A 20324-nucleotide genomic window follows, 5' to 3' on the forward strand; every position below is an offset into this window, starting at 1 on the left:
ATCCAGAATTATCCCCTGTCTGTACCATTGCGTATACTCACTCCAACGATAAACAACAGTACGCAAGCTACCTGTCTGCCGGGACAGCGAGTCGAGTGATAGCGCGATGGCAGGTAGTCATACAAGAGGGAAAACACGATGGAAAAGAAACATATCTACCTGTTCTGCTCAGCGGGCATGTCAACCTCGCTTCTGGTGTCAAAGATGCGTGCGCAGGCTGAAAAGTATGAAGTCCCTGTGGTGATTGAAGCGTTTCCAGAGACGCTGGCGGGCGAAAAAGGCCAGACAGCCGATGTCGTTTTACTGGGGCCGCAAATTGCCTATATGTTGCCCGAAATTCAACGACTGTTACCGAATAAACCGGTCGAAGTGATCGACTCGGGGCTGTACGGCAAGATTGATGGTTTAGGTGTTCTTAAAGCTGCTGTGGCAGCAATTAAAAAAGCTGCTAATTAATTTTTATTTTTCCCGTCAAAGAGTTATTTCACACACAATACGCCGTAACATGCGTTACGGCATTTAAGGGTATTTTCCTATGAGTAAAGTCATCGCTTCACTTGAAAAGGTACTCCTTCCTTTTGCTGTTAAAATAGGAAAGCAGCCTCACGTTAACGCCATCAAAAACGGTTTTATTAAATTAATGCCGTTGACGCTGGCCGGGGCCATGTTCGTTTTAATTAACAACGTTTTTCTGAGCTTTGGTGAAGGTTCCTTCTTTTATTCATTAGGAATTAGGTTAGACGCTTCCACTATTGAAACCCTTAATGGTTTTAAAGCCATCGGCGGCAACGTCTATAACGGTACGTTGGGGATTATGTCGCTGATGGCGCCTTTCTTTATTGGGATGGCACTGGCAGAAGAGCGTAAAGTCGATCCGCTGGCCGCCGGGTTATTATCCGTTGCTGCCTTTATGACCGTCACGCCTTACAGCGTGGGTGAAGCCTATGCCGTCGGTGCCAACTGGCTGGGTGGGGCCAACATTATCTCCGGTATTGTTATCGGCCTGGTGGTGGCAGAAATGTTCACCTTTATTATCCGTCGCAACTGGGTTATCCGCCTGCCGGATAGCGTACCGGCTTCCGTTTCCCGTTCATTTTCCGCGTTGATTCCGGGCTTCATTATTCTCTCTATCATGGGGATTATCGCCTGGGCGCTCTCCCACTGGGGCACAAACTTCCACCAGATCATCATGGACTCTATCTCTACGCCGCTGGCGTCGATGGGTGGCGTGGTCGGTTGGGCGTATGTGATTTTCACCTCTCTGCTGTGGTTCTTTGGCGTGCATGGTTCACTGGCACTGGCCGCGCTGGACAGCGGGATTATGACCCCCTGGGCACTGGAAAACGTTGCGCTTTACCAGCAGTACGGCTCCGTTGACGCGGCGCTGGCAGCCGGTAAAACCTTCCATGTGTGGGCGAAGCCGATGCTTGACTCCTATATCTTCCTGGGCGGTACCGGGGCGACCTTGGGTCTGATCATCGCGGTCTTTATTGTCTCTCGTCGTGCTGATTACCGTCAGGTCGCGAAGCTGGCGCTGCCATCAGGCATCTTCCAGATTAACGAACCGATTCTGTTCGGTCTGCCAATCATCATGAACCCGGTAATGTTCATTCCGTTCATCCTGATTCAGCCGCTGCTGGCCGCTATCACCCTGACGGCGTATTACATGGGCATCATTCCACCGATTACCAACATTGCACCGTGGACCATGCCAGCAGGTCTGGGCGCCTTCTTCAACACCAACGGCAGCGTCGCAGCCTTCCTGCTGGCGATATTCAACCTCGGGATTGCCACCCTGCTGTACATGCCATTCGTGGCGATTGCCAACAAAGCCGCCACCATCATTGATGAAGAAGAGAGCGAAGAGGATATTGCCCTCTCACTGAAATTCTAAGATTGACCGGCGCGGGGAAGCCTGCGCCAGCCACAAGGAGCTTAAACATGTTAGATTTGGATAGTATTGTCGCAGACGAAGCCGCCGAGAACGATCTTGAAGAAGTGGTGATGGGGCTTATCATCAACTCCGGACAGGCCCGCAGCCTGGCCTATGCCGCACTGAAGCAGGCTAAGCAGGGGGATTTCGCCGCCGCGAAAACCATGATGGAACAGTCCCGCACGGCGCTGAATGAAGCGCACCTGGTGCAGACAAAGCTGATTGAAAGCGATCAGGGCGAAGGGAAGATGAAGGTCAGCCTGGTGCTGGTCCACGCGCAGGATCACCTGATGACCTCGATGCTGGCGCGTGAGCTGGTGGCGGAGCTCATTGAGCTTCACGAGAAGATGCAGTAAGTCAGACTGAGCAGCAGGAGGTCAGCACGATGGAAATTAAAACCGCACTTGAACAGCAGCTGTTTAATGGCAAAAATTTTCATGTGGTTATCTACAACAAAACGGAGAGCGCCAGTGGTCTGCACCAGCATGACTACTACGAGTTCACGATTGTTCTGACCGGTCGCTACTACCAGGAGATCAACGGTAAGCGCGTCCTGCTTGAGCGAGGGGATTTTGTCTTCCTGCCGATGGGGTCTTATCACCAGAGCTTTTACGAATTTGGTGCCACCCGCATTCTGAACGTGGGCGTCAGCAGACGTTTCTTCGAGAAGCACTATCTGCCGCTGGTGCCGTTCTGCTTCGTTGCCTCCCAGGTCTATCGGGTCAAAAACGAGTTCATGACCTGGATTGAGACGGTTATCGCTTCGCTTAACTTCCGCGACAATGAATTTGATGAGTTTATTGAAACGGTGACATTCTATGTGATGAACCGGCTGCGCCATCATCGTGAAGAGCAGCAGGTGACGGATGATATTCCGCAATGGCTGCGCGGCACCGTTGAGCTGATGCACGATAAAGGCCAGTTCAGCGAAAATGCGCTGGAAAATATGGTGTCGCTGTCGGGCAAATCCCAGGAATATCTGACCCGTGCAACGCAGCGCTATTATCGTAAAACGCCCGTGCAAATTATTAATGAAATCCGCATTAACTTTGCCAAAAAACAGCTGGAAATTACCAACTATTCTGTCACCGATATTGCGTACGAGTCAGGATACAGCAGTCCCAGCCTGTTTATTAAGACCTTTAAAAAATTGACGTCATTCACACCGAACAGTTACCGGAAGAATTTAACGGTAATGAATTAACTTTCGGCGGATTACCCGCCACAAATATTGCTTTAATGGCTTGCCCAAATAGCGGGAAGAGTACGCTATACCTTGCAGGCGATTAACCTGATACGCTAAGGGAGATATTATGCAGAAGAAATTAAAAGTCGTAACCATTGGTGGCGGCAGCAGCTATACCCCGGAACTACTTGAAGGTTTCCTGAAACGTTATCATGAATTACCGGTCAGCGAATTATGGCTGGTGGACGTTGAGGAAGGTCAGGAGAAGCTGAATATTATTTTCGACCTGTGCAAGCGCATGGTGGAAAAAGCGGGCGTGCCTTTGACCGTGCATAAAACCCTGGACCGTCGTCTGGCGCTGAAAGATGCGGATTTCGTCACCACCCAGCTGCGCGTTGGCCAGCTGAAGGCGCGCGAGCTGGACGAGCGTATTCCGCTGAGCCACGGCTATCTGGGGCAGGAGACCAACGGCGCTGGCGGCCTGTTTAAAGGTCTGCGTACCATCCCGGTCATTTTCGACATCGTCAAAGACGTGCAGGAGATCTGCCCGAACGCGTGGGTGATTAACTTCACCAACCCGGCCGGGATGGTCACTGAAGCGGTCTATCGTCATACCGGCTTCAAACGTTTTATCGGCGTCTGCAACATTCCGATCGGCATGAAGATGTTTATCCGCGACGTGCTGGCGCTGACCGACAGCGACGATCTCTCCATCGATCTGTTCGGCCTGAACCACATGGTGTTTATTAAAGATGTCATCGTGAACGGAAAATCGCGCTTTGCCGAGCTCCTCGACGGCGTGGCTTCCGGTCGCCTGACGGCGGCATCCGTGAAAAACATCTTTGACCTGCCGTTCAGCGAAGGGCTGATCCGCTCGCTGAACCTGCTCCCGTGCTCGTACCTGCTTTACTACTTCAAGCAGAAAGAGATGCTGGCCATCGAAATGGGCGAGTACTATAAGGGCGGCGCGCGCGCGCAGATCGTTCAGAAGGTCGAGAAGCAGCTGTTCGATTTGTATAAAGACCCGAACCTGAACGTCAAACCGAAAGAACTGGAGCAGCGCGGCGGGGCCTACTACTCCGATGCGGCGTGTGAAGTGATCAACGCCATCTACAACGACAAGCAGGCGGAACACTATGTCAACGTGCCGCATCACGGTCATATCGACAATATCCCGGCGGACTGGGCCGTCGAGATGACCTGCATCCTGGGGCGCGAGGGCGCTAAACCGCATCCACGCATTACCCACTTCGATGATAAGGTCATGGGCCTGATCCACACCATTAAGGGCTTTGAAGTGGCGGCAAGCAACGCGGCGCTGAGCGGCGAGCTCAATGATGTTCTGCTGGCGCTGAACCTCAGCCCGCTGGTGCATTCAGACCGCGATGCGGAGCAGCTGGCCAGCGAGATGATCCTGGCACATGAAAAATGGTTGCCGAATTTTGCCGCCACGATCGAGAAGCTGAAGTTCAAACACCACTAAGAGGACGCACAATGGAAAACCTGCTGATCGTTAATGCTGATGACTTTGGTCTCTCGAAAGGCCAGAACTACGGCATTATTGAAGCCTGTCGCCGGGGGGTTGTGACCTCTACCACGGCACTGGTGAATGGTGAGGCGGTTGAACACGCGGCGCAGCTGAGCCGCGAGGTGCCGGCGCTGGGCGTCGGCATGCATTTTGTGCTGACGCTCGGGATGCCGCTTTCGCCAATGCCGGGCCTGACGCGCGACGGACAGCTTGGAAAGTGGATTTGGGAACTGGCGGAGCAGGATGCTCTGCCGCTCGAAGAGATTGCCCGCGAGCTGGACTGTCAGTTCAACCGCTTCGTTGATGTGTTTGGTCAGGCGCCGACGCATATCGACAGCCATCACCACGTGCATATGATCCCGGCGATTTTCCCGATTGTCGCCGGGTTTGCCCAGCGCAAAGGCGTGGCGATGCGCGTGGATAGGGAGGCGCGCGGCGTGCCCGACTGCGACGTGACAACCACTGAGGGGTTCAGCAGCGCATTTTACGGCGACGAGATCGACGAAGTGCTGTTCCTGAAGGTGCTGGACGATTCCGCCGCGCGGGGGGAAAAGTCGGTAGAAGTGATGGCGCATCCGGCTTTTGTCGATAACACCGTGCGGAAAAGCGCCTACTGCTGGCCGCGCCTGGCGGAGCTGGACGTGCTGACGTCGGCGTCGCTGAAGTATGCGATTGCCGAGCGCGGGTATCGGTTGGGGACGTTTGGGGATCTTTGAGATAAAGCCCGGTGGCGGCTTCGCCTTACCGGGCCTACAAAACCAATCGAATGTAGGCCGGGTAAGCGCAAGCGCCACCCGGCTTTTCTTACGCCGGAATCTGATCGATCTTGCTGCTGCGCGACCAGACGCGGTGCGCGGCGAGCAAATCAAACAGCTTCGTCATAAAGGCATCGTCAACGTTATCTCCCTCGACAATGCCGTCTTCACCCTGATCGGTCACCTTCAGCTGCGCTTTAAATTGTCGCGCGTCGCCGGACAGCGCGATCGGTTTCAGGTGCTTATAGGCTTCCAGCAGATAATAGACGGCGTCCCCGTTGGTCAGCAGGCTGGCAATATCCCCGCACGGCACAATCACCGCATCGACGGTCAGCGATGGCGCCCCGGCAAAGGTTGCGGCCACCGGCAGCACTGAGCCATCGTCAGCCGTCACTTCACCCATGCGGGAATAGAGCAGTTTGGCATGCACGCCCTGAGTCTTCAGCGCCTGCATAATCCCCAGCACGTCGCTGGCGCGGGTTTTGTCATTCAGCAGAATGGCGACCACGCGGCCTTTAATCGAGCCGCCCGGCACGGCATACAGGCTCAGCGACGGATCTTTCTTCACGCCGTTAACCTCTTTCGGCGGAGCAAGGTTGCGCTGCTCGTCGGTCAGTGTAATGCCCAGGTTATCCGCGACGCTCTGGGCAAGCTGAATATCAATATGCGCCAGCTGATCGACCACGCGCTCGCGAATGTAGGTGCGCACCACTTTACTCAGCTCAAAGCTGAAGCCGCCGATGATGTGCTGTTGCTCAATCGGCGTCTGGCTGTTCCAGAACAGGCGAGGGTGGGCGTAATACTCACCGAACGAGGGGCTGCGCTCGCGAATTTTATTGCCATCGATACGCTCCTGATACGATTCGAATCCACCGCGTTTCGGGCCGGGAGGCGTTTCACGCGGCCAGTTATCGTTAATGGAGTTCGGCTCATAGTTTGCCGGGTTGGTATCAATATCCTGACGGTGCATCCCGTCGCGCTGGAAGTTGTGATACGGGCAGGTTGGGCGGTTAATCGGAATTTCGTGGAAGTTCGGCCCGCCGAGTCGGCTAATCTGCGTATCGGTATAGGAGAACAGGCGTCCCTGCAGGAGCGGATCGTTGGTGAAGTCCAGCCCCGGCACGATATGCCCCGGGTGGAACGCGGCCTGCTCGTTTTCGGCAAAGAAATTATCCGGGTTGCGGTTGAGCACCATTTTACCCACCAGCTGCACCGGCACCAGCTCTTCCGGGATCAGCTTCGTCGGGTCCAGAAGGTCGAAATCGAACTTAAATTCGTCCTCTTCCGGTATGAGCTGCAGGCCCAGTTCGTATTCCGGGAAGTCGCCCGCTTCAATGGATTCCCACAGCTCGCGGCGATGGAAGTCCGGATCGCGTCCCGTCAGCTTTTGCGCCTCGTCCCATACCAGCGAGGCTTTACCCGCGACAGGCTTCCAGTGGAAGCGGACAAACGTGGCTTTCCCCTCGGCGTTGATCAGACGGAAGGTATGGATGCCAAACCCCTCCATGGTGCGATAGCTGCGCGGAATGCCGCGGTCTGACATCGCCCACATCACGTTGTGTAAGGTTTCAGGCTGCAGGGAGACATAGTCCCAGAAGGTGTCGTGCGCACTTTGTCCCTGCGGTATGGCCCAGTGGGGCTCCGGTTTTACCGCATGGACAAAGTCAGGAAATTTATGCGCGTCCTGAATGAAAAACACCGGGGTGTTGTTGCCCACCAGATCGAAAATACCCTCTTCGGTATAAAACTTGGTGGCAAAGCCGCGGATATCCCGGACGGTATCTGCCGACCCCGCGCCGCCCTGCACGGTGGAGAAACGCACAAACACCGGGGTAATTTTATCCGGGTCGGAGAGGAAATCCGCTTTGGTGATCGCTTTCAGGCTCTTGTAGGGCTGAAAGTAGCCGTGCGCCGCGGAACCGCGCGCGTGGACGATGCGTTCTGGTATCCGCTCGTGGTCAAAATGGGTGATTTTTTCCCGCAGGATAAAGTCTTCCAGCAGAGTTGGGCCGCGCACGCCTGCGCGAAGGGAGTTCTGATCGTCAGCAATACGCACGCCCTGATTGGTGGTGAGCGCAAAACCTTCGCCGCCTTTACGGTGTGGCTCAAGAGATTTCAGCTTCTCGTTTCCCGTGTCCGGCGATTTCATGCTTCCCGGTGCGGTAGGCTGTTCGCCCGGTGCGGAGGGGCCAGGGGAGGGGCGGTGAGAGCCGTCTGCAGGGGCGAGAGAGTCCATACCCGGTTGAGATTCTTCAGTGCCATGAATCGGTGATTGATGTGTTTTATCTTTGTTCGACATTGCACGCTTCTCCTTTATCCATTGCTAAAAACCCTATTAAGGATAGAACAATGTCACGACATGGTTCGCGAACTAAGAGTTTTCACATGCCGTGATTAGCGAAAGGAGCCATCTCACCCACTCGGAGCGCGACGGAAGGCAGCAGGATCGGCTATCATAGAATTTTCCTGCTTCAAGAATTTTGCTTTAGTGAATCCGTCGCTTATGAAACCTCTTCGTCAACAAAACCGCCAGGTTATTAGCTATGTGCCCCGCGTTGAGCCCGCGCCGCCTGACCATGCCCTGAAAGTGGAGGGCTTTCGTGATGTCTGGCTGCTGCGGGGGAAATACGTGGCCTTTGTGCTGATCGGCGAACATTTCCGTCGCTCTCCCACGTTTACGGTGCCGGAGTCCGCACAGCGGTGGGCGATGCAGATCCGCCAGGATGAAGAGGTTGAAGAATAACAGCCATAAAAAAACCGCCTGATGGCGGTTTTTTTATTTCTACCGTGATTAACGGTGCGCCAGCTCGGCGTCGTCTTCACTTTCCAGAATCGCTTTGTCGGTCTGCTTCAGCCACTGGCTGGTCAGCGTACCGGCGGTCATGGAGCCGCTCACGTTCAGCGCGGTACGACCCATGTCGATCAGCGGCTCAACGGAGATCAGCAGGGCGACCAGCGTTACGGGCAGACCCAGCGCAGGCAGCACAATCAGCGCGGCGAAGGTTGCGCCACCGCCAACACCCGCAACGCCTGCGGAGCTTACGGTAACAATCCCGACCAGCGTGGCGATCCATACCGGATCCAGCGGGTTGATACCCACCGTCGGCGCGACCATCACGGCCAGCATCGCCGGGTACAGACCCGCACAGCCGTTCTGACCAATGGTGGCACCAAAGGAGGCAGAGAAGCTGGCGATGGATTCAGGCACGCCCAGACGACGGGTTTGCGCTTCAACGTTCAGCGGAATAGACGCGGCGCTGGAACGGCTGGTGAAGGCAAAGGTCAGTACCGGCCAGACTTTACGGAAGTATTTCAGCGGGCTGACGCCGTTCACGCCCAGCAGGATGCCGTGCACCACGAACATAATGCCCAGGCCGAGATACGAGGCGACAACGAAGCTGCCCAGCTTAATGATGTCCTGCAGGTTAGAGCCGGCAACCACTTTGGTCATCAGCGCCAGCACACCGTAAGGGGTGAGCTGCATAACCAGACGAACCAGCTTCATCACCCAGCTTTGCAGGGTGTCAATCGCGATCAGCACACGTTCGCCTTTTGGCGCGTCGTCTTTCAGCAGCTTCAGCGCCGCGACGCCCAGGAACGCAGCGAAAATAACCACGCTGATGATCGAGGTTGGGCTCGCACCGGTCAGGTCAGCAAACGGGTTCTTCGGAATGAAGGAGAGCACCATCTGCGGCACGGTCAGGTCAGCTACTTTACCCACATAGTTGGTCTGAATTGCGGTAAGACGTGCCGTTTCAGCGGTACCCTGAACCAGACCTTCTGCGGTCAGGCCAAACAAGTTGGTGACCAGCACACCCACCAGCGCGGCAATCAGCGTGGTGAACAACAGCGTACCAATGGTCAGGAAACTGATTTTTCCTAGCTGAGTGGCGTTATGCAGGCGGGCCACGGCGCTCAGAATAGAGGCGAACACCAGCGGCATAACGATCATCTGCAGCAGCTGGACGTAGCCGTTACCGACAATGTTGAACCACTGAATGGAATCTTTCAGAACTGGATTATCGGAGCCATAAATTGCCTGTAATGCCAGACCAAATACGACACCCATGGCCAGACCAACCAGCACCTTTTTCGCCAGGCTCCACTGTTTGTGGCGCGCCTGCGCGAGAAGCAATAGCAATATAACGAACGCAACGACGTTCGCGATGAGTGGAAAATTCATCCCCGTTCTCCTGATTTATTATTGGGTCGGTTTTTACCGATCCTGTTGGCGGAAGGTTAGCAGAAGTGTGATGTAGCGCTTATATCCAAATGGAATGGGTTATGACAAATGGGATAATTTTGTCGGTTTACTGTTCAATCTGGTGATGAATAAAGCGATTGAACTGAAATTGCAGCGAATTAATCATCTGGGAAGACCAGCGGACTGCACTGTTTTCGGGCAAGGTTTGCGGCATCCAGACGGCGTAAGCAAACAGCGCCATGCACAATACCCGCTCAAGCTGGTTACCTTTCTGCGGTGCGAGGATGGGAAAACGGAAACGCCAGCGGCAGGGCCATAGCAGCGGCACGCCCGCAGGCGTCAGCATATCGGCCAGAATATGGCTTAAATAGCCCAGCACCATCCCCTGGATGGCATCGGCGGGGACTATCCAGCTTTCAGGCACTTTTAAATAGAACAGCGTCAGCAGGCCAAACACGGCCAGCAGGCTGTGCGTAAACCCCCGGTGGCCGAACGCGCGGGCGATGGGTTTCGACACCCATTTCAGACGCTGTCCGAGGAAGGATTTAGGGTGGTCGATGTCGGGCAGCAGACAGGTCAATACGGCGGAAGGGACAATATGCCACCAGTCCCCCTGTGCCAGCATGGGGGTAAGTTCAGCGTTTTTGGCAAATACTGCGCACGCAATAGAAAAAAGCAGGTGGCCTTCCGCCGTCATGATAAAACCCACGAAACTGTCAATTCATACAGTATAGGGTTTTTATACAGTAGGCGGAAGAGGTGACGGTGTAACTGTTTGTCACAAACCGAAGGAGGGCGTTAACCGCCCTGCAGGTGGCGCGCCGTCAGTTCTGCCAGTGAATGTAGCTTCACGTCGGCAAGCGCAAACCGGGGATCGTGGCGGCCTTCTTCCGCAGGCACCACAATGGAGCGCATCCGCGCGGCTTTAGAGGCCACCATACCGTTAACGGAATCTTCCAGCGCAACGCAGCTGAGGGGATCCAGGCCGAGCTTAGCGGCACAGTCCAGATAGACCTGTGGGTGCGGCTTGCTGTAAGGCAATTTTTCAGCGGATGCCAGCGCGTCAAAACTGTCGCGCAGTTCAAACATCGTGAGCACTTTTTCCAGCATATGCAGCGGTGAAGCGGAAGCCAGGCCAACCTTCAGCCCCTGGGCTTTACACAGCGCGACAGCCTCACGTACGCCGGGCAGCAGCGGCCGGCTCTCTTCCACCAGAGAAATGGCGCGGCTGATAATGCGTGCGGTCACCTCATTGCGATCGGGACCCACCCACGGCTGTTGGGCAAACCACAGGTCAACCACCATATCGATGCGCAGGCCCAGCGTATCGGGTAGTTCATTACGGCGGCTGATATCGACGCCCAGACTGGCCATCACATCCAGTTCGGCGCGATCCCACAGCGGTTCGGAATCGATCAGTAATCCATCCATGTCAAAAATTGCGGCAAGAATTTGGCGCGGTGTCGACATCACAACGTCTCCTTATCCAGGGTGTTCGACAGACGATACGTGCTAAGCACAATCTGCAATTTAGCATATTGCTTTTAAAGAGCGGGCGAAATTGATGGCCAGCAGGTAGACTTAGGCACAAATAACGCGTCTTTATGAAGAGGAACTGATGACGTATCAACAAGCTGGACGCATTGCGGTCTTAAAACGTATTGCTGGCTGGGTGATTTTTATTCCTGCCGTCATTTCTACGCTGATTTCTGTACTCAAATTTATGTACGATCACAGCGAAAAACAGCCGGGTATCAGTGCGGTAATGCTTGATTTCGCTCATGTCATGATTGAGATGATGCGTTTTAATACGCCATTTTTGAATGTTTTCTGGTTTAACTCACCCACCCCGGATTTTCATCATCAGCTGAATATCGGCTTCTGGGTGATATACGCCCTGATCTTTGTCGCGCTGGCACTGCAGGCCTCTGGCGCGAGAATGAGCCGCCAGACGCGCTTTTTACGCGAAGGCGTTGAGGATCAGTTGATTCTGGAGCAGGCCAAAGGCCCGGAAGGCATGAGCCGGGAGCAGATCGAATCCCGCATTGTTGTGCCGCGTCACACCATTTTCCTGCAAATTTTCCCGCTCTATATCCTTCCCGTGATCATCATTGTGGCGGGATACTTCTTCTTCTCACTGCTCGGTTTTCTGTAAGCGATAAGGGTGGCGGCAAGGCCACCCGTGCGCGTCTCAGGCGGCAAGCATACGCTCGAGTGCCCGCTGGGCGTTAACCAGGTGTTCTCCGCCAAAAAGAATGGCACGGTTCATCAGCGTATAAAGCTGATACACCGGCTGGCGGTCGAGGAAACCGGGCGGCAGGGGGGAAACAGACTGGTATCCGTCGTATATTTGCGGTGGCTGCTCCGGATGAAGCGGCAGCATGGCAAGATCGCACTCTCTGTCACCCCAGTAGCAGGCCGGGTCGAAGATGTAGGGGCCGTTGGGACCCAGCGCGCAGTTATCAGACCACAAATCGCCGTGAAGCAGAGACGCCTGGGGCTGGTGGGAGGCCAGACGCTGTTGAACGTGCTCGACGATGGCATCAATATTGCCAAATTCCAGCCCTTTCTCGGCGGCCAGCTCAAGCTGCCAGCCAATGCGCTGCTCGGCAAAAAATGTCGACCAGCGACGCTGCCAGGCATTGGGCTGTGGCGTGGTAGAGAGATCGTTGTCAAAATCGAGACCAAACTGCGGCTGGTCGCTCCATTGATGGAGGCGCGCTAACTGTTGGCCGAGGATAAACGCATTATGGGCATCCAGCGGTCGGGCGGGGAGATATTCCATGACCAGAAAACTGTAATCGCGGTCGCTACCGACGGCCAGCACCTGCGGGACCGTCACCGTTTTACTGCGCGACAACAGCTCCAGCTGGTCGGCTTCGGCGGTAAAGATCGGAAGCAGCTCTCGCTCATCGCACTTAACGAAAAGATCGCGTCCTGCGTAGCGTAAATGCCACGCGGCGTGGATCTCACCGCCTGGCAGTTCGTTACGCAGTTCAATTTCACCTTCACCCAGCTGCTCACGTAAAAGATGACTGATAGCCTGCCACATGTTGTCTCTCCCATGTTGTCTGCCAGATCATAAAGTTAGCGCATAACTGCGGTAAAAAAATACGAACTAACGCACACCTGAGCGGTTTAAATTCATACAGCGCACTTATTGTTCTTTTTTCCGCCAGCTTTCCCATGTATCCACGTCAATTTCGGCAGGCTTGTCGGTCACGCTCTCTACCAGACTGGCGGCCAGCGCATGAACCTCTTCCTGGCTCAGGGCGCCGATGAGACCAAATGCCAGGGTGCCTAAATCATGAATATTGCCCTCGTCATCCGTCAGGGTGAGGAGAAAATTAGCCCGGGTGAAGGCGTTGTTGAGCTCATTCAGTTCGGTCAGCGATGCTTCATGAAGGTTGATGGTCACGACGTAACGTGTGATGTCACCACTGCTCATAATTCACCTCATTGTTATCATGGAAGTTTTCTTAGCATAGTCGATAGTTTGCGTTTGGCGACTCAGAGCGGACATTCCCCTCCGTAAAGACGAAGGGGAAAGGCGTTAATTTCGGGACAGGTAATCGACGATTTTTTGCGTATCGGCAAGTGAGCAGAGACGCGTGCCCTGATTGATAGTTGCGGCGCTACCCGCCGCCACGCCGTAGCGCGTCATTTCCAGCAGAGACGCGCCCTGCGCCAGTTTTAGCGTCATCGCGCCCACCATGCTATCGCCCGCACCAACCGTGCTCTGGCTCTTCATCGGCGGTGGAACAACCTGAACGGACGACGTTTCATCGACGGCCAGTGCCCCCTGCGGACCAAGGGAAACCACCACGCGCCGCGCTTTGCCGCTGCGCACCAGCTCCTGCGCGGCGGTGCGCACATCGTCAGGCTGCGTCAAGTCGCGGTTGACCAGCGCGCTTAGCTCTTTCTGGTTGGGTTTGACCAGTTCAAGATTGCCCGGCACTAAGGCCGCCTGCAGGGCCTCGCCGCTGCTGTCAACGATGCAGCGGATGCCGCGTTGCTGCGCCGCCTGAATAAGCGCGGTTAATTTTTCAGTGCTGACGCCGGGCGGCAGGCTGCCGCTTACCACCAGCAGCGCGCCGCTCTCTATCGTCAGCACTTTCTCTTCAAGCTGACGAAACTCGTCATCGCTGAGTTTCGCACCCGGCATGACAAAACGGTACTGCTCGCCGCTGGACTCCACGTGGACATGCAGGTTTTGCCGCGTCCAGTCTTTGGCCTCGACGGTCTCTACGGCTACCTGTTCATCTGCCAGCAGAGAGACCAGATGTTCACCGGTGGCTCCGCCTGCGGGGAAAATTGCCGTGGCTTTGCCGCCGAGGTGGGTAATAGCCCGCGCCACGTTGATCCCGCCGCCGCCGGGCTCAAATACCGGGGCGCTACAGCGCAATTTACCTTCCGGGTAAATCTGCGGCGTCAGGGTGGCGGAATCCAGGGAAGGGGAGAGCGTCAGAGTATAGATAGAAACCATCATTACCTCCTTTTAGTATGGGTTCTTATTAGCCTGGCACCATTTGACAGGAAGGCAATGTAAATAACAGTATGATTTTAAATATGAATACTGACAAAAAGTGAGGCGGGGGATATATAAAATAAAACGCTTTTTGAGATCGTTCTTATTCAAAAAATGAAATAAGAAAACATTGCTATGTTATTTGCGGCTTTTTATAATTTGTTACCTTTCTCTGGACGCCTTGTCATTGATCCTCAAGAAAGATTCCGGGACCGTGTGGTCTCTTTTTTTGTTGTACGGACTCCTTAATAAAATGAAGCTTTTAAAGACAGTGCCCGCTGCACTGATGCTGGCGGGTGGCGTGTTTGCGGCTATGAACGCGACCGCCGATGATTCCGTTTTTACTGTCATGGACGATCCCTCCACCGCGAAAAAACCGTTTGAAGGTAACCTGAACGCGGGGTACCTGGCACAATCCGGTAACACGAAAAGCTCTTCTCTGACGGCGGACAGTACGCTCACCTGGTACGGTAATACCACCGCCTGGTCTCTGTGGGGTAATGCCAGCAACACTTCCGCTAATGACGAACGTTCTTCCGAGAAATATGCGGTAGGCGGACGTAGCCGTTACAACATGACCGACTATGACTACCTGTTTGGACAGGCAAGCTGGTTAACCGACCGTTACAACGGTTATCGCCAGCGTGATGTGTTCACCGCCGGTTATGGTCGCCAGTTCCTGAACGGTCCGGTACACAGCCTCCGTTTTGAATTCGGTCCGGGTGTGCGTTATGACGAGTACACCAATGGCGATACCAAAACCCAACCGCTCGGTTACGCTTCCGGTACCTATGCCTGGCAGATGACTGACAACACCAAATTTACCCAGGGTGTTTCCGTATTTGGTGCCGACGACACGACGCTGAACTCTGAGACGGCGCTGAACGTGGCTATCAACGAACACTTTGGTCTGAAAGTGGCCTACAACGTGACCTGGAACTCTTCACCACCAGAAACCGCGCCGGATCATACCGACCGCAGAACCACGGTTTCACTGGGTTACAGAATGTAATAAAAGCGGGCCGATGTTGATGTCGGCCCGTTTATTGTCTGTGGCTATTTGACGTCCCTTCTGATGACCTGTCTTCGCCCCTAGCCCCAAATCATTGCCGCCCAACGGAGTAGCAGCATTGCGCCGCAGATGGCAATCAGCACCAGCACCATTTTCCAGTGTTTTACGGCAAATCGTTTTGTTGGCATAACCTAATCCTTGTTCGTTGATACCCACAGTCTACCAAACAGGGCCGAAATATGCCCCTTCTCGGGATCGATTGGGTTATGCCAGCATAGGGTTCGGCTCAGAACCAGTGGAATCGTTCGGCGAGAATCAACAATAAACCTGTGGCGGAAAGGAGATTCAATATCACAACCGTTCTGCTGGATACGTTCATGGTATGCACCTTTGGGTTTAAGGACCTGTTCAAGAGTAGCTCAGCATCTTCGAAATGCGAGCGCAGGGGAGAAGCAACCTGCAAATTCGTACGAAAGTGCCAGCCCATCAATCTGGCCGCAGAGGGTGCAATCTCCTTTGCGTTAGTGTTAACATTACGTCGCTTGCCGTAAATCCACATTAATCTGAATTCGGCAGGTGAATGATGACGAACCAATTTGACGATTGTTGGTCAGATGGTGTCGTAATCTATTGTCAAATCACGATTATTTTCTTTGTATATGCTCTTATGTGTGGGGCATCACTGCAAATAAGGATATAAAATGCCTGTAATTACTCTTCCTGATGGCAGTCAACGCCATTTCGACCGTGCTGTTAGCCCAATGGATGTTGCCCTGGACATTGGTCCTGGTCTCGCGAAAGCGACTATCGCTGGCCGTGTGAACGGTGAGCTGGTGGATGCCTCCGATCTGATCGAAAACGATGCGACGCTTGCCATCATCACCGCGAAAGACGAAGAAGGTCTGGAGATCATTCGTCACTCCTGCGCGCACCTGTTAGGCCATGCCATCAAACAGCTGTGGCCAAACACCAAAATGGCGATCGGTCCGGTTATCGACAACGGTTTCTACTACGACGTTGACCTCGACCACACCCTGACTCAGGAAGATATCGACGCGCTCGAAAAACGCATGCACGAGCTCGCCGAAACCAACTATGACGTCATCAAGAAGAAAGTCAGCTGGCACGAAGCGCGTGAAACCTTCGTGAAGCGCGGCGAGAGCTACAAGGTCTCTATTCTTGACGAAAACATTTCGCATGATGACAAGCCTGGCTTGTACCATCACGAAGAATACGTCGACATGTGCCGTGGACCGCACGTGCCGAACATGCGCTTCTGTCATCACTTTAAGCTGATGAAGATCGCAGGCGCCTACTGGCGTGGCGACAGCAACAACAAGATGTTGCAGCGTATTTATGGTACCGCGTGGGCCGATAAAAAAGCCCTGAACGCGTACCTGCTTCGTCTGGAAGAGGCGGCGAAGCGTGACCACCGTAAAATCGGCAAGCAGCTTGACCTGTACCACATGCAGGAAGAAGCGCCGGGTATGGTGTTCTGGCATAACGACGGGTGGACTATCTTCCGTGAACTGGAAACTTTCGTACGCTCCAAGCTGAAAGAGTACCAGTATCAGGAAGTGAAAGGCCCGTTCATGATGGACCGTGTGCTGTGGGAAAAAACCGGCCACTGGGACAACTACAAAGATGCGATGTTCACCACCTCGTCTGAGAACCGTGAATACTGCATCAAGCCAATGAACTGCCCGGGCCACGTTCAGATCTTCAACCAGGGTCTGAAATCCTACCGCGACCTGCCGCTGCGTATGGCGGAGTTCGGTAGCTGTCACCGTAACGAGCCATCAGGTGCGCTGCACGGTCTGATGCGTGTTCGTGGCTTTACGCAGGATGATGCGCATATCTTCTGTACTGAAGATCAGGTCCGTGACGAAGTTAACGCCTGTATTCGTATGGTCTACGATATGTACAGCACCTTTGGCTTCGAGAAGATCGTGGTCAAACTCTCAACGCGTCCGGAAAAACGTATCGGTAGCGATGAGACCTGGGATCGCGCAGAAGCGGATCTCGCCGTGGCGCTGGAAGAGAACGGCATTCCGTTCGAATACCAACTGGGCGAGGGCGCATTCTACGGCCCGAAAATTGAATTTACCCTGTATGACTGCCTCGATCGCGCATGGCAGTGCGGTACTGTACAGCTGGACTTCTCCCTGCCGCAGCGTTTAAGCGCCTCTTATGTTGGCGAAGACAACGAACGTCAGGTACCGGTAATGATTCACCGCGCAATTCTCGGTTCTCTGGAGCGCTTCATCGGCATCCTGACCGAAGAGTTCGCCGGCTTCTTCCCAACCTGGCTTGCGCCAGTGCAGGTCGTGGTGATGAACATTACCGATTCTCAGGCGGATTACGTTAAAGAATTGACGCAGAAACTACAAAATGCGGGCATTCGCGTAAAAGCAGACTTGAGAAATGAGAAGATTGGCTTTAAAATCCGCGAGCACACTTTACGTCGTGTCCCGTATATGTTGGTCTGTGGTGATAAAGAGGTGGAAGCAGGCAAAGTTGCCGTTCGCACCCGCCGTGGTAAAGACCTGGGCAGCCTGGACGTAAGTGAAGTGATTGAGAAGCTGCAACAAGAGATTCGCAGCCGCAGTCTTCAACAACTGGAGGAATAAGGTATTAAAGGCGGAAAACGAGTTCAAACGGCACGTCCGAATCGTATCAATGGCGAGATTCGCGCCCAGGAAGTTCGCTTAACAGGTCTGGAAGGCGAGCAGCTGGGGATTGTGAGTCTGAGAGAAGCAATCGAAAAGGCTGAAGAAGCTGGAGTAGATTTAGTTGAAATCAGCCCTAACGCCGAACCGCCAGTTTGTCGTATCATGGACTACGGCAAGTTCCTTTATGAAAAGAGTAAGTCTTCTAAGGAACAGAAGAAGAAGCAAAAAGTTATCCAGGTTAAGGAAATCAAATTCCGTCCTGGTACCGACGATGGCGATTATCAGGTAAAACTCCGCAGCCTGATTCGCTTTCTGGAAGATGGCGATAAGGCCAAGATCACACTGCGTTTCCGCGGTCGTGAGATGGCCCACCAACAGATTGGTATGGAAGTGCTTAACCGCGTCCGTGACGATCTGAGTGAACTGGCAGTAGTCGAATCCTTCCCTACGAAGATCGAAGGCCGCCAGATGATCATGGTGCTCGCTCCTAAGAAGAAACAGTAAGGCCTTCAAGCAGCAAAATCTGTGGAGCCTTCGGGTTTCATAGGTTTTGTTCGCCTATGTTTCGTTTATTTAACAATGCGAAGTGGAAGTTATTAAGATGCCAAAAATTAAGACCGTACGCGGTGCTGCTAAGCGCTTCAAAAAAACCGGTGGTGGTGGATTTAAGCGTAAGCACGCAAACCTGCGTCATATTCTGACCAAAAAATCTACTAAGCGTAAACGTCACCTGCGTCCAAAAGGCCTCGTTTCTAAAGGCGATCTGGGTCTGGTTATCGCGTGCCTGCCGTACGCATAAGCCGTTAACGTTTAATTTTTTACTAAGAATATAGATACAGGAGAGCACATATGGCTCGCGTAAAACGTGGTGTAATTGCACGTGCACGTCACAAGAAAATTTTGAAACAAGCTAAAGGCTACTACGGTGCGCGTTCACGCGTTTACCGCGTTGCCTTCCAGGCTGTTATCAAAGCAGGTCAGTACGCTTACCGTGACCGTCGTCAGCGTAAGCGTCAGTTCCGTCAACTGTGGATTGCGCGTATCAACGCAGCAGCACGTCAGAACGGTATTTCTTACAGCAAATTCATCAACGGCCTGAAAAAAGCCTCTGTTGAAATCGACCGTAAGATCCTGGCTGACATCGCAGTATTCGACAAAGTAGCGTTCACCGCTCTGGTCGAAAAAGCGAAAGCAGCACTGGCATAAGCCAGTTGAAAGAGGGGGCTTTGCTCCCTCTTTTCATTTAACACCATCAGAAGATTGACATTTATCCGTCCAGGCTTTTCAATAAGGTCTTAACGGTTTTTACCCAACAAGGTAACGCAAGCATGAATGCTGCTATTTTCCGCTTCTTCTTTTACTTTAGCACCTGACTTCAGGAGGCTAGCGCGTGAAAGATGAAACGAAAAACAGCGCCAGATAAGCCTCCCGATGGAGGCTTTTTTTGTGCCTGAATTTGAGAGAATAACTCCACCAAATCGGTGTCTGCACCGACATAATGAGGAAAATCATGTCACATCTCGCAGAGCTGGTTGCCAGTGCAACAGCCGCCATTAATCAGGCCTCAGATGTTGCCGCGTTAGACAATGTCCGCGTCGAATATCTTGGGAAGAAAGGGCACCTGACCCTTCAAATGACAACCCTGCGTGAGCTGCCGCCAGAAGAACGCCCGGCAGCGGGTGCGGTGATTAACGAAGCCAAAGAGCAGGTACAGCAGGCGCTGAACGCGCGCAAAGCCGAGCTGGAAAGCGCGGTGCTGAATGCGCGTCTGGCCGCAGAGACGATTGACGTTTCTTTGCCGGGTCGCCGTATCGAAAACGGCGGTCTGCACCCGGTTACCCGCACCATCGATCGCATTGAAAGTTTCTTCGGTGAGCTCGGCTTTACCGTGGCGACTGGCCCGGAAATCGAAGATGATTACCATAACTTCGACGCCCTGAACATTCCTGGCCATCATCCGGCACGCGCTGACCACGACACTTTCTGGTTCGACGCTACGCGTCTGCTGCGTACCCAGACCTCCGGCGTTCAGATCCGTACCATGAAGGATCAGGAGCCGCCAATTCGCATTATCGCGCCGGGCCGCGTCTATCGTAACGACTACGATCAGACCCACACCCCAATGTTCCACCAGATGGAAGGTCTGATCGTTGATAAAAACATCAGCTTTACCAACCTGAAGGGCACGCTGCACGATTTCCTGAACAACTTCTTTGAGGAAGATCTGCAGGTTCGTTTCCGTCCGTCCTACTTCCCGTTCACCGAACCGTCTGCAGAAGTTGACGTGATGGGTAAAAACGGCAAATGGCTGGAAGTGCTGGGCTGCGGCATGGTGCATCCAAACGTGCTGCGCAACGTGGGTATCGATCCGGAAGTTTACTCCGGCTTTGCCTTCGGCATGGGCATGGAGCGTCTGACTATGCTGCGTTACGGCGTGACCGACTTACGTGCATTCTTCGAAAACGATCTGCGTTTCCTCAAACAGTTTAAATAAGGGCAGGACAGA

The 20324-nt window shown here is 53.8% G+C and carries 23 protein-coding genes, 1 pseudogene and 1 other annotated feature; of the genes and pseudogenes, 15 read left to right on the forward strand and 9 right to left on the reverse strand.

Annotated elements, in window-relative coordinates:
• Positions 1 to 138: 138 nt before the first annotated feature.
• The 6 genes and pseudogenes from chbB to chbG all read left to right on the forward strand — a co-directional run bounded on the left by chbB (position 139) and on the right by chbG (position 5363).
• A complete protein-coding gene (gene chbB / locus AC4IC4_RS09210) occupies positions 139 to 456 on the forward strand; it encodes a PTS N,N'-diacetylchitobiose transporter subunit IIB (RefSeq protein ID WP_008500676.1) in 318 nt (105 codons plus the stop codon).
• Between the two features lie 79 nt (positions 457 to 535).
• A complete protein-coding gene (gene chbC / locus AC4IC4_RS09215) occupies positions 536 to 1894 on the forward strand; it encodes a PTS N,N'-diacetylchitobiose transporter subunit IIC (RefSeq protein WP_028017210.1) in 1359 nt (452 codons plus the stop codon).
• Positions 1895 to 1941: 47 nt separating this feature from the next.
• The gene (gene chbA, locus AC4IC4_RS09220) at positions 1942 to 2289 is read left to right on the forward strand and encodes a PTS N,N'-diacetylchitobiose transporter subunit IIA (protein WP_024909443.1); all 348 of its coding nucleotides are present in this window, start codon (positions 1942 to 1944) and stop codon (positions 2287 to 2289) included.
• Between the two features lie 11 nt (positions 2290 to 2300).
• Positions 2301 to 3137: pseudogene (chbR, locus tag AC4IC4_RS09225) on the forward strand (transcriptional regulator ChbR); the annotation flags it as partial.
• 109 nt (positions 3138 to 3246) lie between these two features.
• On the forward strand, positions 3247 to 4602 hold the full coding sequence (locus tag AC4IC4_RS09230; protein ID WP_024909441.1) for a 6-phospho-beta-glucosidase: 1356 nt from the start codon (positions 3247 to 3249) through the stop codon (positions 4600 to 4602).
• An 11-nt stretch (positions 4603 to 4613) separates the two neighbouring features.
• A complete protein-coding gene (gene chbG, locus AC4IC4_RS09235) occupies positions 4614 to 5363 on the forward strand; it encodes a chitin disaccharide deacetylase (RefSeq protein ID WP_491472584.1) in 750 nt (249 codons plus the stop codon).
• Between the two features lie 88 nt (positions 5364 to 5451).
• Here the strand turns inward: chbG and katE are convergent, their stop codons facing one another.
• Positions 5452 to 7701 carry a catalase HPII gene (gene katE, locus AC4IC4_RS09240; RefSeq protein WP_491472585.1) on the reverse strand — a complete coding sequence of 750 codons (2250 nt, stop codon included), beginning with the start codon at positions 7699 to 7701 and terminating at the stop codon, positions 5452 to 5454.
• A 204-nt stretch (positions 7702 to 7905) separates the two neighbouring features.
• Here katE and cedA point away from each other — a divergent pair, with 204 nt between their 5' ends.
• The gene (gene cedA / locus AC4IC4_RS09245) at positions 7906 to 8145 is read left to right on the forward strand and encodes a cell division activator CedA (protein ID WP_024909438.1); all 240 of its coding nucleotides are present in this window, start codon (positions 7906 to 7908) and stop codon (positions 8143 to 8145) included.
• Between the two features lie 48 nt (positions 8146 to 8193).
• Here cedA and AC4IC4_RS09250 read toward each other — a convergent pair whose 3' ends face one another.
• The 3 genes from AC4IC4_RS09250 to hxpB all read right to left on the reverse strand — a co-directional run bounded on the left by AC4IC4_RS09250 (position 8194) and on the right by hxpB (position 11076).
• Complete coding sequence (locus AC4IC4_RS09250) at positions 8194 to 9585, reverse strand: L-cystine transporter (RefSeq protein WP_491472586.1); 1392 nt, start codon at positions 9583 to 9585, stop codon at positions 8194 to 8196.
• 127 nt (positions 9586 to 9712) lie between these two features.
• Positions 9713 to 10303 carry a metal-dependent hydrolase gene (locus tag AC4IC4_RS09255; RefSeq protein ID WP_491472587.1) on the reverse strand — a complete coding sequence of 197 codons (591 nt, stop codon included), beginning with the start codon at positions 10301 to 10303 and terminating at the stop codon, positions 9713 to 9715.
• Between the two features lie 101 nt (positions 10304 to 10404).
• The gene (gene hxpB, locus AC4IC4_RS09260) at positions 10405 to 11076 is read right to left on the reverse strand and encodes a hexitol phosphatase HxpB (protein ID WP_032650939.1); all 672 of its coding nucleotides are present in this window, start codon (positions 11074 to 11076) and stop codon (positions 10405 to 10407) included.
• A gap of 148 nt (positions 11077 to 11224) precedes the next feature.
• On the opposite strand from hxpB, the gene AC4IC4_RS09265 reads away from it, so the two are divergent.
• The gene (locus AC4IC4_RS09265) at positions 11225 to 11761 is read left to right on the forward strand and encodes a YniB family protein (RefSeq protein ID WP_491472588.1); all 537 of its coding nucleotides are present in this window, start codon (positions 11225 to 11227) and stop codon (positions 11759 to 11761) included.
• Between the two features lie 36 nt (positions 11762 to 11797).
• Here the strand turns inward: AC4IC4_RS09265 and AC4IC4_RS09270 are convergent, their stop codons facing one another.
• The 3 genes from AC4IC4_RS09270 to pfkB form a co-directional block, all read right to left on the reverse strand.
• Positions 11798 to 12658 carry a fructosamine kinase family protein gene (locus tag AC4IC4_RS09270; RefSeq protein ID WP_024909435.1) on the reverse strand — a complete coding sequence of 287 codons (861 nt, stop codon included), beginning with the start codon at positions 12656 to 12658 and terminating at the stop codon, positions 11798 to 11800.
• Between the two features lie 105 nt (positions 12659 to 12763).
• Entirely contained in the window at positions 12764 to 13054 is a 291-nt protein-coding gene (ghoS, locus tag AC4IC4_RS09275) for a type V toxin-antitoxin system endoribonuclease antitoxin GhoS (protein ID WP_047648044.1), read from the reverse strand.
• Positions 13055 to 13159: 105 nt separating this feature from the next.
• On the reverse strand, positions 13160 to 14092 hold the full coding sequence (pfkB, locus tag AC4IC4_RS09280; RefSeq protein WP_234084148.1) for a 6-phosphofructokinase II: 933 nt from the start codon (positions 14090 to 14092) through the stop codon (positions 13160 to 13162).
• A gap of 295 nt (positions 14093 to 14387) precedes the next feature.
• On the opposite strand from pfkB, the gene AC4IC4_RS09285 reads away from it, so the two are divergent.
• Entirely contained in the window at positions 14388 to 15146 is a 759-nt protein-coding gene (locus AC4IC4_RS09285) for a DUF481 domain-containing protein (RefSeq protein ID WP_491472589.1), read from the forward strand.
• Between the two features lie 80 nt (positions 15147 to 15226).
• Here the strand turns inward: AC4IC4_RS09285 and yniD are convergent, their stop codons facing one another.
• Complete coding sequence (gene yniD / locus AC4IC4_RS09290) at positions 15227 to 15334, reverse strand: small membrane protein YniD (RefSeq protein WP_008500658.1); 108 nt, start codon at positions 15332 to 15334, stop codon at positions 15227 to 15229.
• 98 nt (positions 15335 to 15432) lie between these two features.
• Complete coding sequence (gene yncL / locus AC4IC4_RS09295; RefSeq protein ID WP_081758184.1) at positions 15433 to 15705, reverse strand: stress response membrane protein YncL; 273 nt, start codon at positions 15703 to 15705, stop codon at positions 15433 to 15435.
• Positions 15706 to 15847: 142 nt separating this feature from the next.
• Between yncL and thrS the strand changes: the two genes are divergently transcribed.
• The 6 genes from thrS to pheS all read left to right on the forward strand — a co-directional run bounded on the left by thrS (position 15848) and on the right by pheS (position 20312).
• Positions 15848 to 17776 (forward strand): threonine--tRNA ligase, encoded by a 1929-nt coding sequence (gene thrS, locus AC4IC4_RS09300; protein ID WP_008500657.1) that lies wholly within the window; start codon positions 15848 to 15850, stop codon positions 17774 to 17776.
• A 3-nt stretch (positions 17777 to 17779) separates the two neighbouring features.
• Entirely contained in the window at positions 17780 to 18322 is a 543-nt protein-coding gene (infC, locus tag AC4IC4_RS09305; RefSeq protein ID WP_023616141.1) for a translation initiation factor IF-3, read from the forward strand.
• Between the two features lie 97 nt (positions 18323 to 18419).
• Positions 18420 to 18617 carry a 50S ribosomal protein L35 gene (gene rpmI / locus AC4IC4_RS09310; protein WP_003030583.1) on the forward strand — a complete coding sequence of 66 codons (198 nt, stop codon included), beginning with the start codon at positions 18420 to 18422 and terminating at the stop codon, positions 18615 to 18617.
• A 50-nt stretch (positions 18618 to 18667) separates the two neighbouring features.
• Positions 18668 to 19024, forward strand: a complete 357-nt coding sequence (gene rplT, locus AC4IC4_RS09315; RefSeq protein ID WP_000124850.1) for a 50S ribosomal protein L20 — start codon at positions 18668 to 18670, stop codon at positions 19022 to 19024.
• Positions 19025 to 19141: 117 nt separating this feature from the next.
• Positions 19142 to 19266 (forward strand) — a sequence feature (Phe leader region).
• Positions 19147 to 19191 (forward strand): pheST operon leader peptide PheM, encoded by a 45-nt coding sequence (gene pheM / locus AC4IC4_RS09320; RefSeq protein WP_001386830.1) that lies wholly within the window; start codon positions 19147 to 19149, stop codon positions 19189 to 19191. Its footprint overlaps the feature before it by 45 nt.
• A gap of 62 nt (positions 19267 to 19328) precedes the next feature.
• Positions 19329 to 20312, forward strand: coding sequence for a phenylalanine--tRNA ligase subunit alpha (gene pheS, locus AC4IC4_RS09325; protein WP_010426091.1), 984 nt, complete (start codon positions 19329 to 19331; stop codon positions 20310 to 20312).
• Positions 20313 to 20324: the final 12 nt, after the last annotated feature.

It is taken from the genome of Enterobacter sp. Taxon_2, from assembly GCF_058355295.1.

Bases quoted from the DNA above. Each gene is read 5' to 3' on its own strand.
- AC4IC4_RS09285 (WP_491472589.1), top strand. From the start codon at position 14,388: ATGAAGCTTTTAAAGACAGTGCCCGCTGCACTGATGCTGGCGGGTGGC.
- yniD (WP_008500658.1), bottom strand. From the start codon at position 15,334: ATGCCAACAAAACGATTTGCCGTAAAACACTGGAAAATGGTGCTGGTG.
- yncL (WP_081758184.1), bottom strand. From the start codon at position 15,705: ATGTGGATTTACGGCAAGCGACGTAATGTTAACACTAACGCAAAGGAG.
- AC4IC4_RS09230 (WP_024909441.1), top strand. From the start codon at position 3,247: ATGCAGAAGAAATTAAAAGTCGTAACCATTGGTGGCGGCAGCAGCTAT.
- AC4IC4_RS09250 (WP_491472586.1), bottom strand. From the start codon at position 9,585: ATGAATTTTCCACTCATCGCGAACGTCGTTGCGTTCGTTATATTGCTA.
- hxpB (WP_032650939.1), bottom strand. From the start codon at position 11,076: ATGTCGACACCGCGCCAAATTCTTGCCGCAATTTTTGACATGGATGGA.
- AC4IC4_RS09270 (WP_024909435.1), bottom strand. From the start codon at position 12,658: ATGTGGCAGGCTATCAGTCATCTTTTACGTGAGCAGCTGGGTGAAGGT.
- cedA (WP_024909438.1), top strand. From the start codon at position 7,906: ATGAAACCTCTTCGTCAACAAAACCGCCAGGTTATTAGCTATGTGCCC.
- rplT (WP_000124850.1), top strand. From the start codon at position 18,668: ATGGCTCGCGTAAAACGTGGTGTAATTGCACGTGCACGTCACAAGAAA.
- pfkB (WP_234084148.1), bottom strand. From the start codon at position 14,092: ATGGTTTCTATCTATACTCTGACGCTCTCCCCTTCCCTGGATTCCGCC.
- katE (WP_491472585.1), bottom strand. From the start codon at position 7,701: ATGTCGAACAAAGATAAAACACATCAATCACCGATTCATGGCACTGAA.
- thrS (WP_008500657.1), top strand. From the start codon at position 15,848: ATGCCTGTAATTACTCTTCCTGATGGCAGTCAACGCCATTTCGACCGT.
- pheS (WP_010426091.1), top strand. From the start codon at position 19,329: ATGTCACATCTCGCAGAGCTGGTTGCCAGTGCAACAGCCGCCATTAAT.
- chbG (WP_491472584.1), top strand. From the start codon at position 4,614: ATGGAAAACCTGCTGATCGTTAATGCTGATGACTTTGGTCTCTCGAAA.
- AC4IC4_RS09255 (WP_491472587.1), bottom strand. From the start codon at position 10,303: ATGACGGCGGAAGGCCACCTGCTTTTTTCTATTGCGTGCGCAGTATTT.
- chbC (WP_028017210.1), top strand. From the start codon at position 536: ATGAGTAAAGTCATCGCTTCACTTGAAAAGGTACTCCTTCCTTTTGCT.
- ghoS (WP_047648044.1), bottom strand. From the start codon at position 13,054: ATGAGCAGTGGTGACATCACACGTTACGTCGTGACCATCAACCTTCAT.
- rpmI (WP_003030583.1), top strand. From the start codon at position 18,420: ATGCCAAAAATTAAGACCGTACGCGGTGCTGCTAAGCGCTTCAAAAAA.
- chbB (WP_008500676.1), top strand. From the start codon at position 139: ATGGAAAAGAAACATATCTACCTGTTCTGCTCAGCGGGCATGTCAACC.
- AC4IC4_RS09265 (WP_491472588.1), top strand. From the start codon at position 11,225: ATGACGTATCAACAAGCTGGACGCATTGCGGTCTTAAAACGTATTGCT.
- chbA (WP_024909443.1), top strand. From the start codon at position 1,942: ATGTTAGATTTGGATAGTATTGTCGCAGACGAAGCCGCCGAGAACGAT.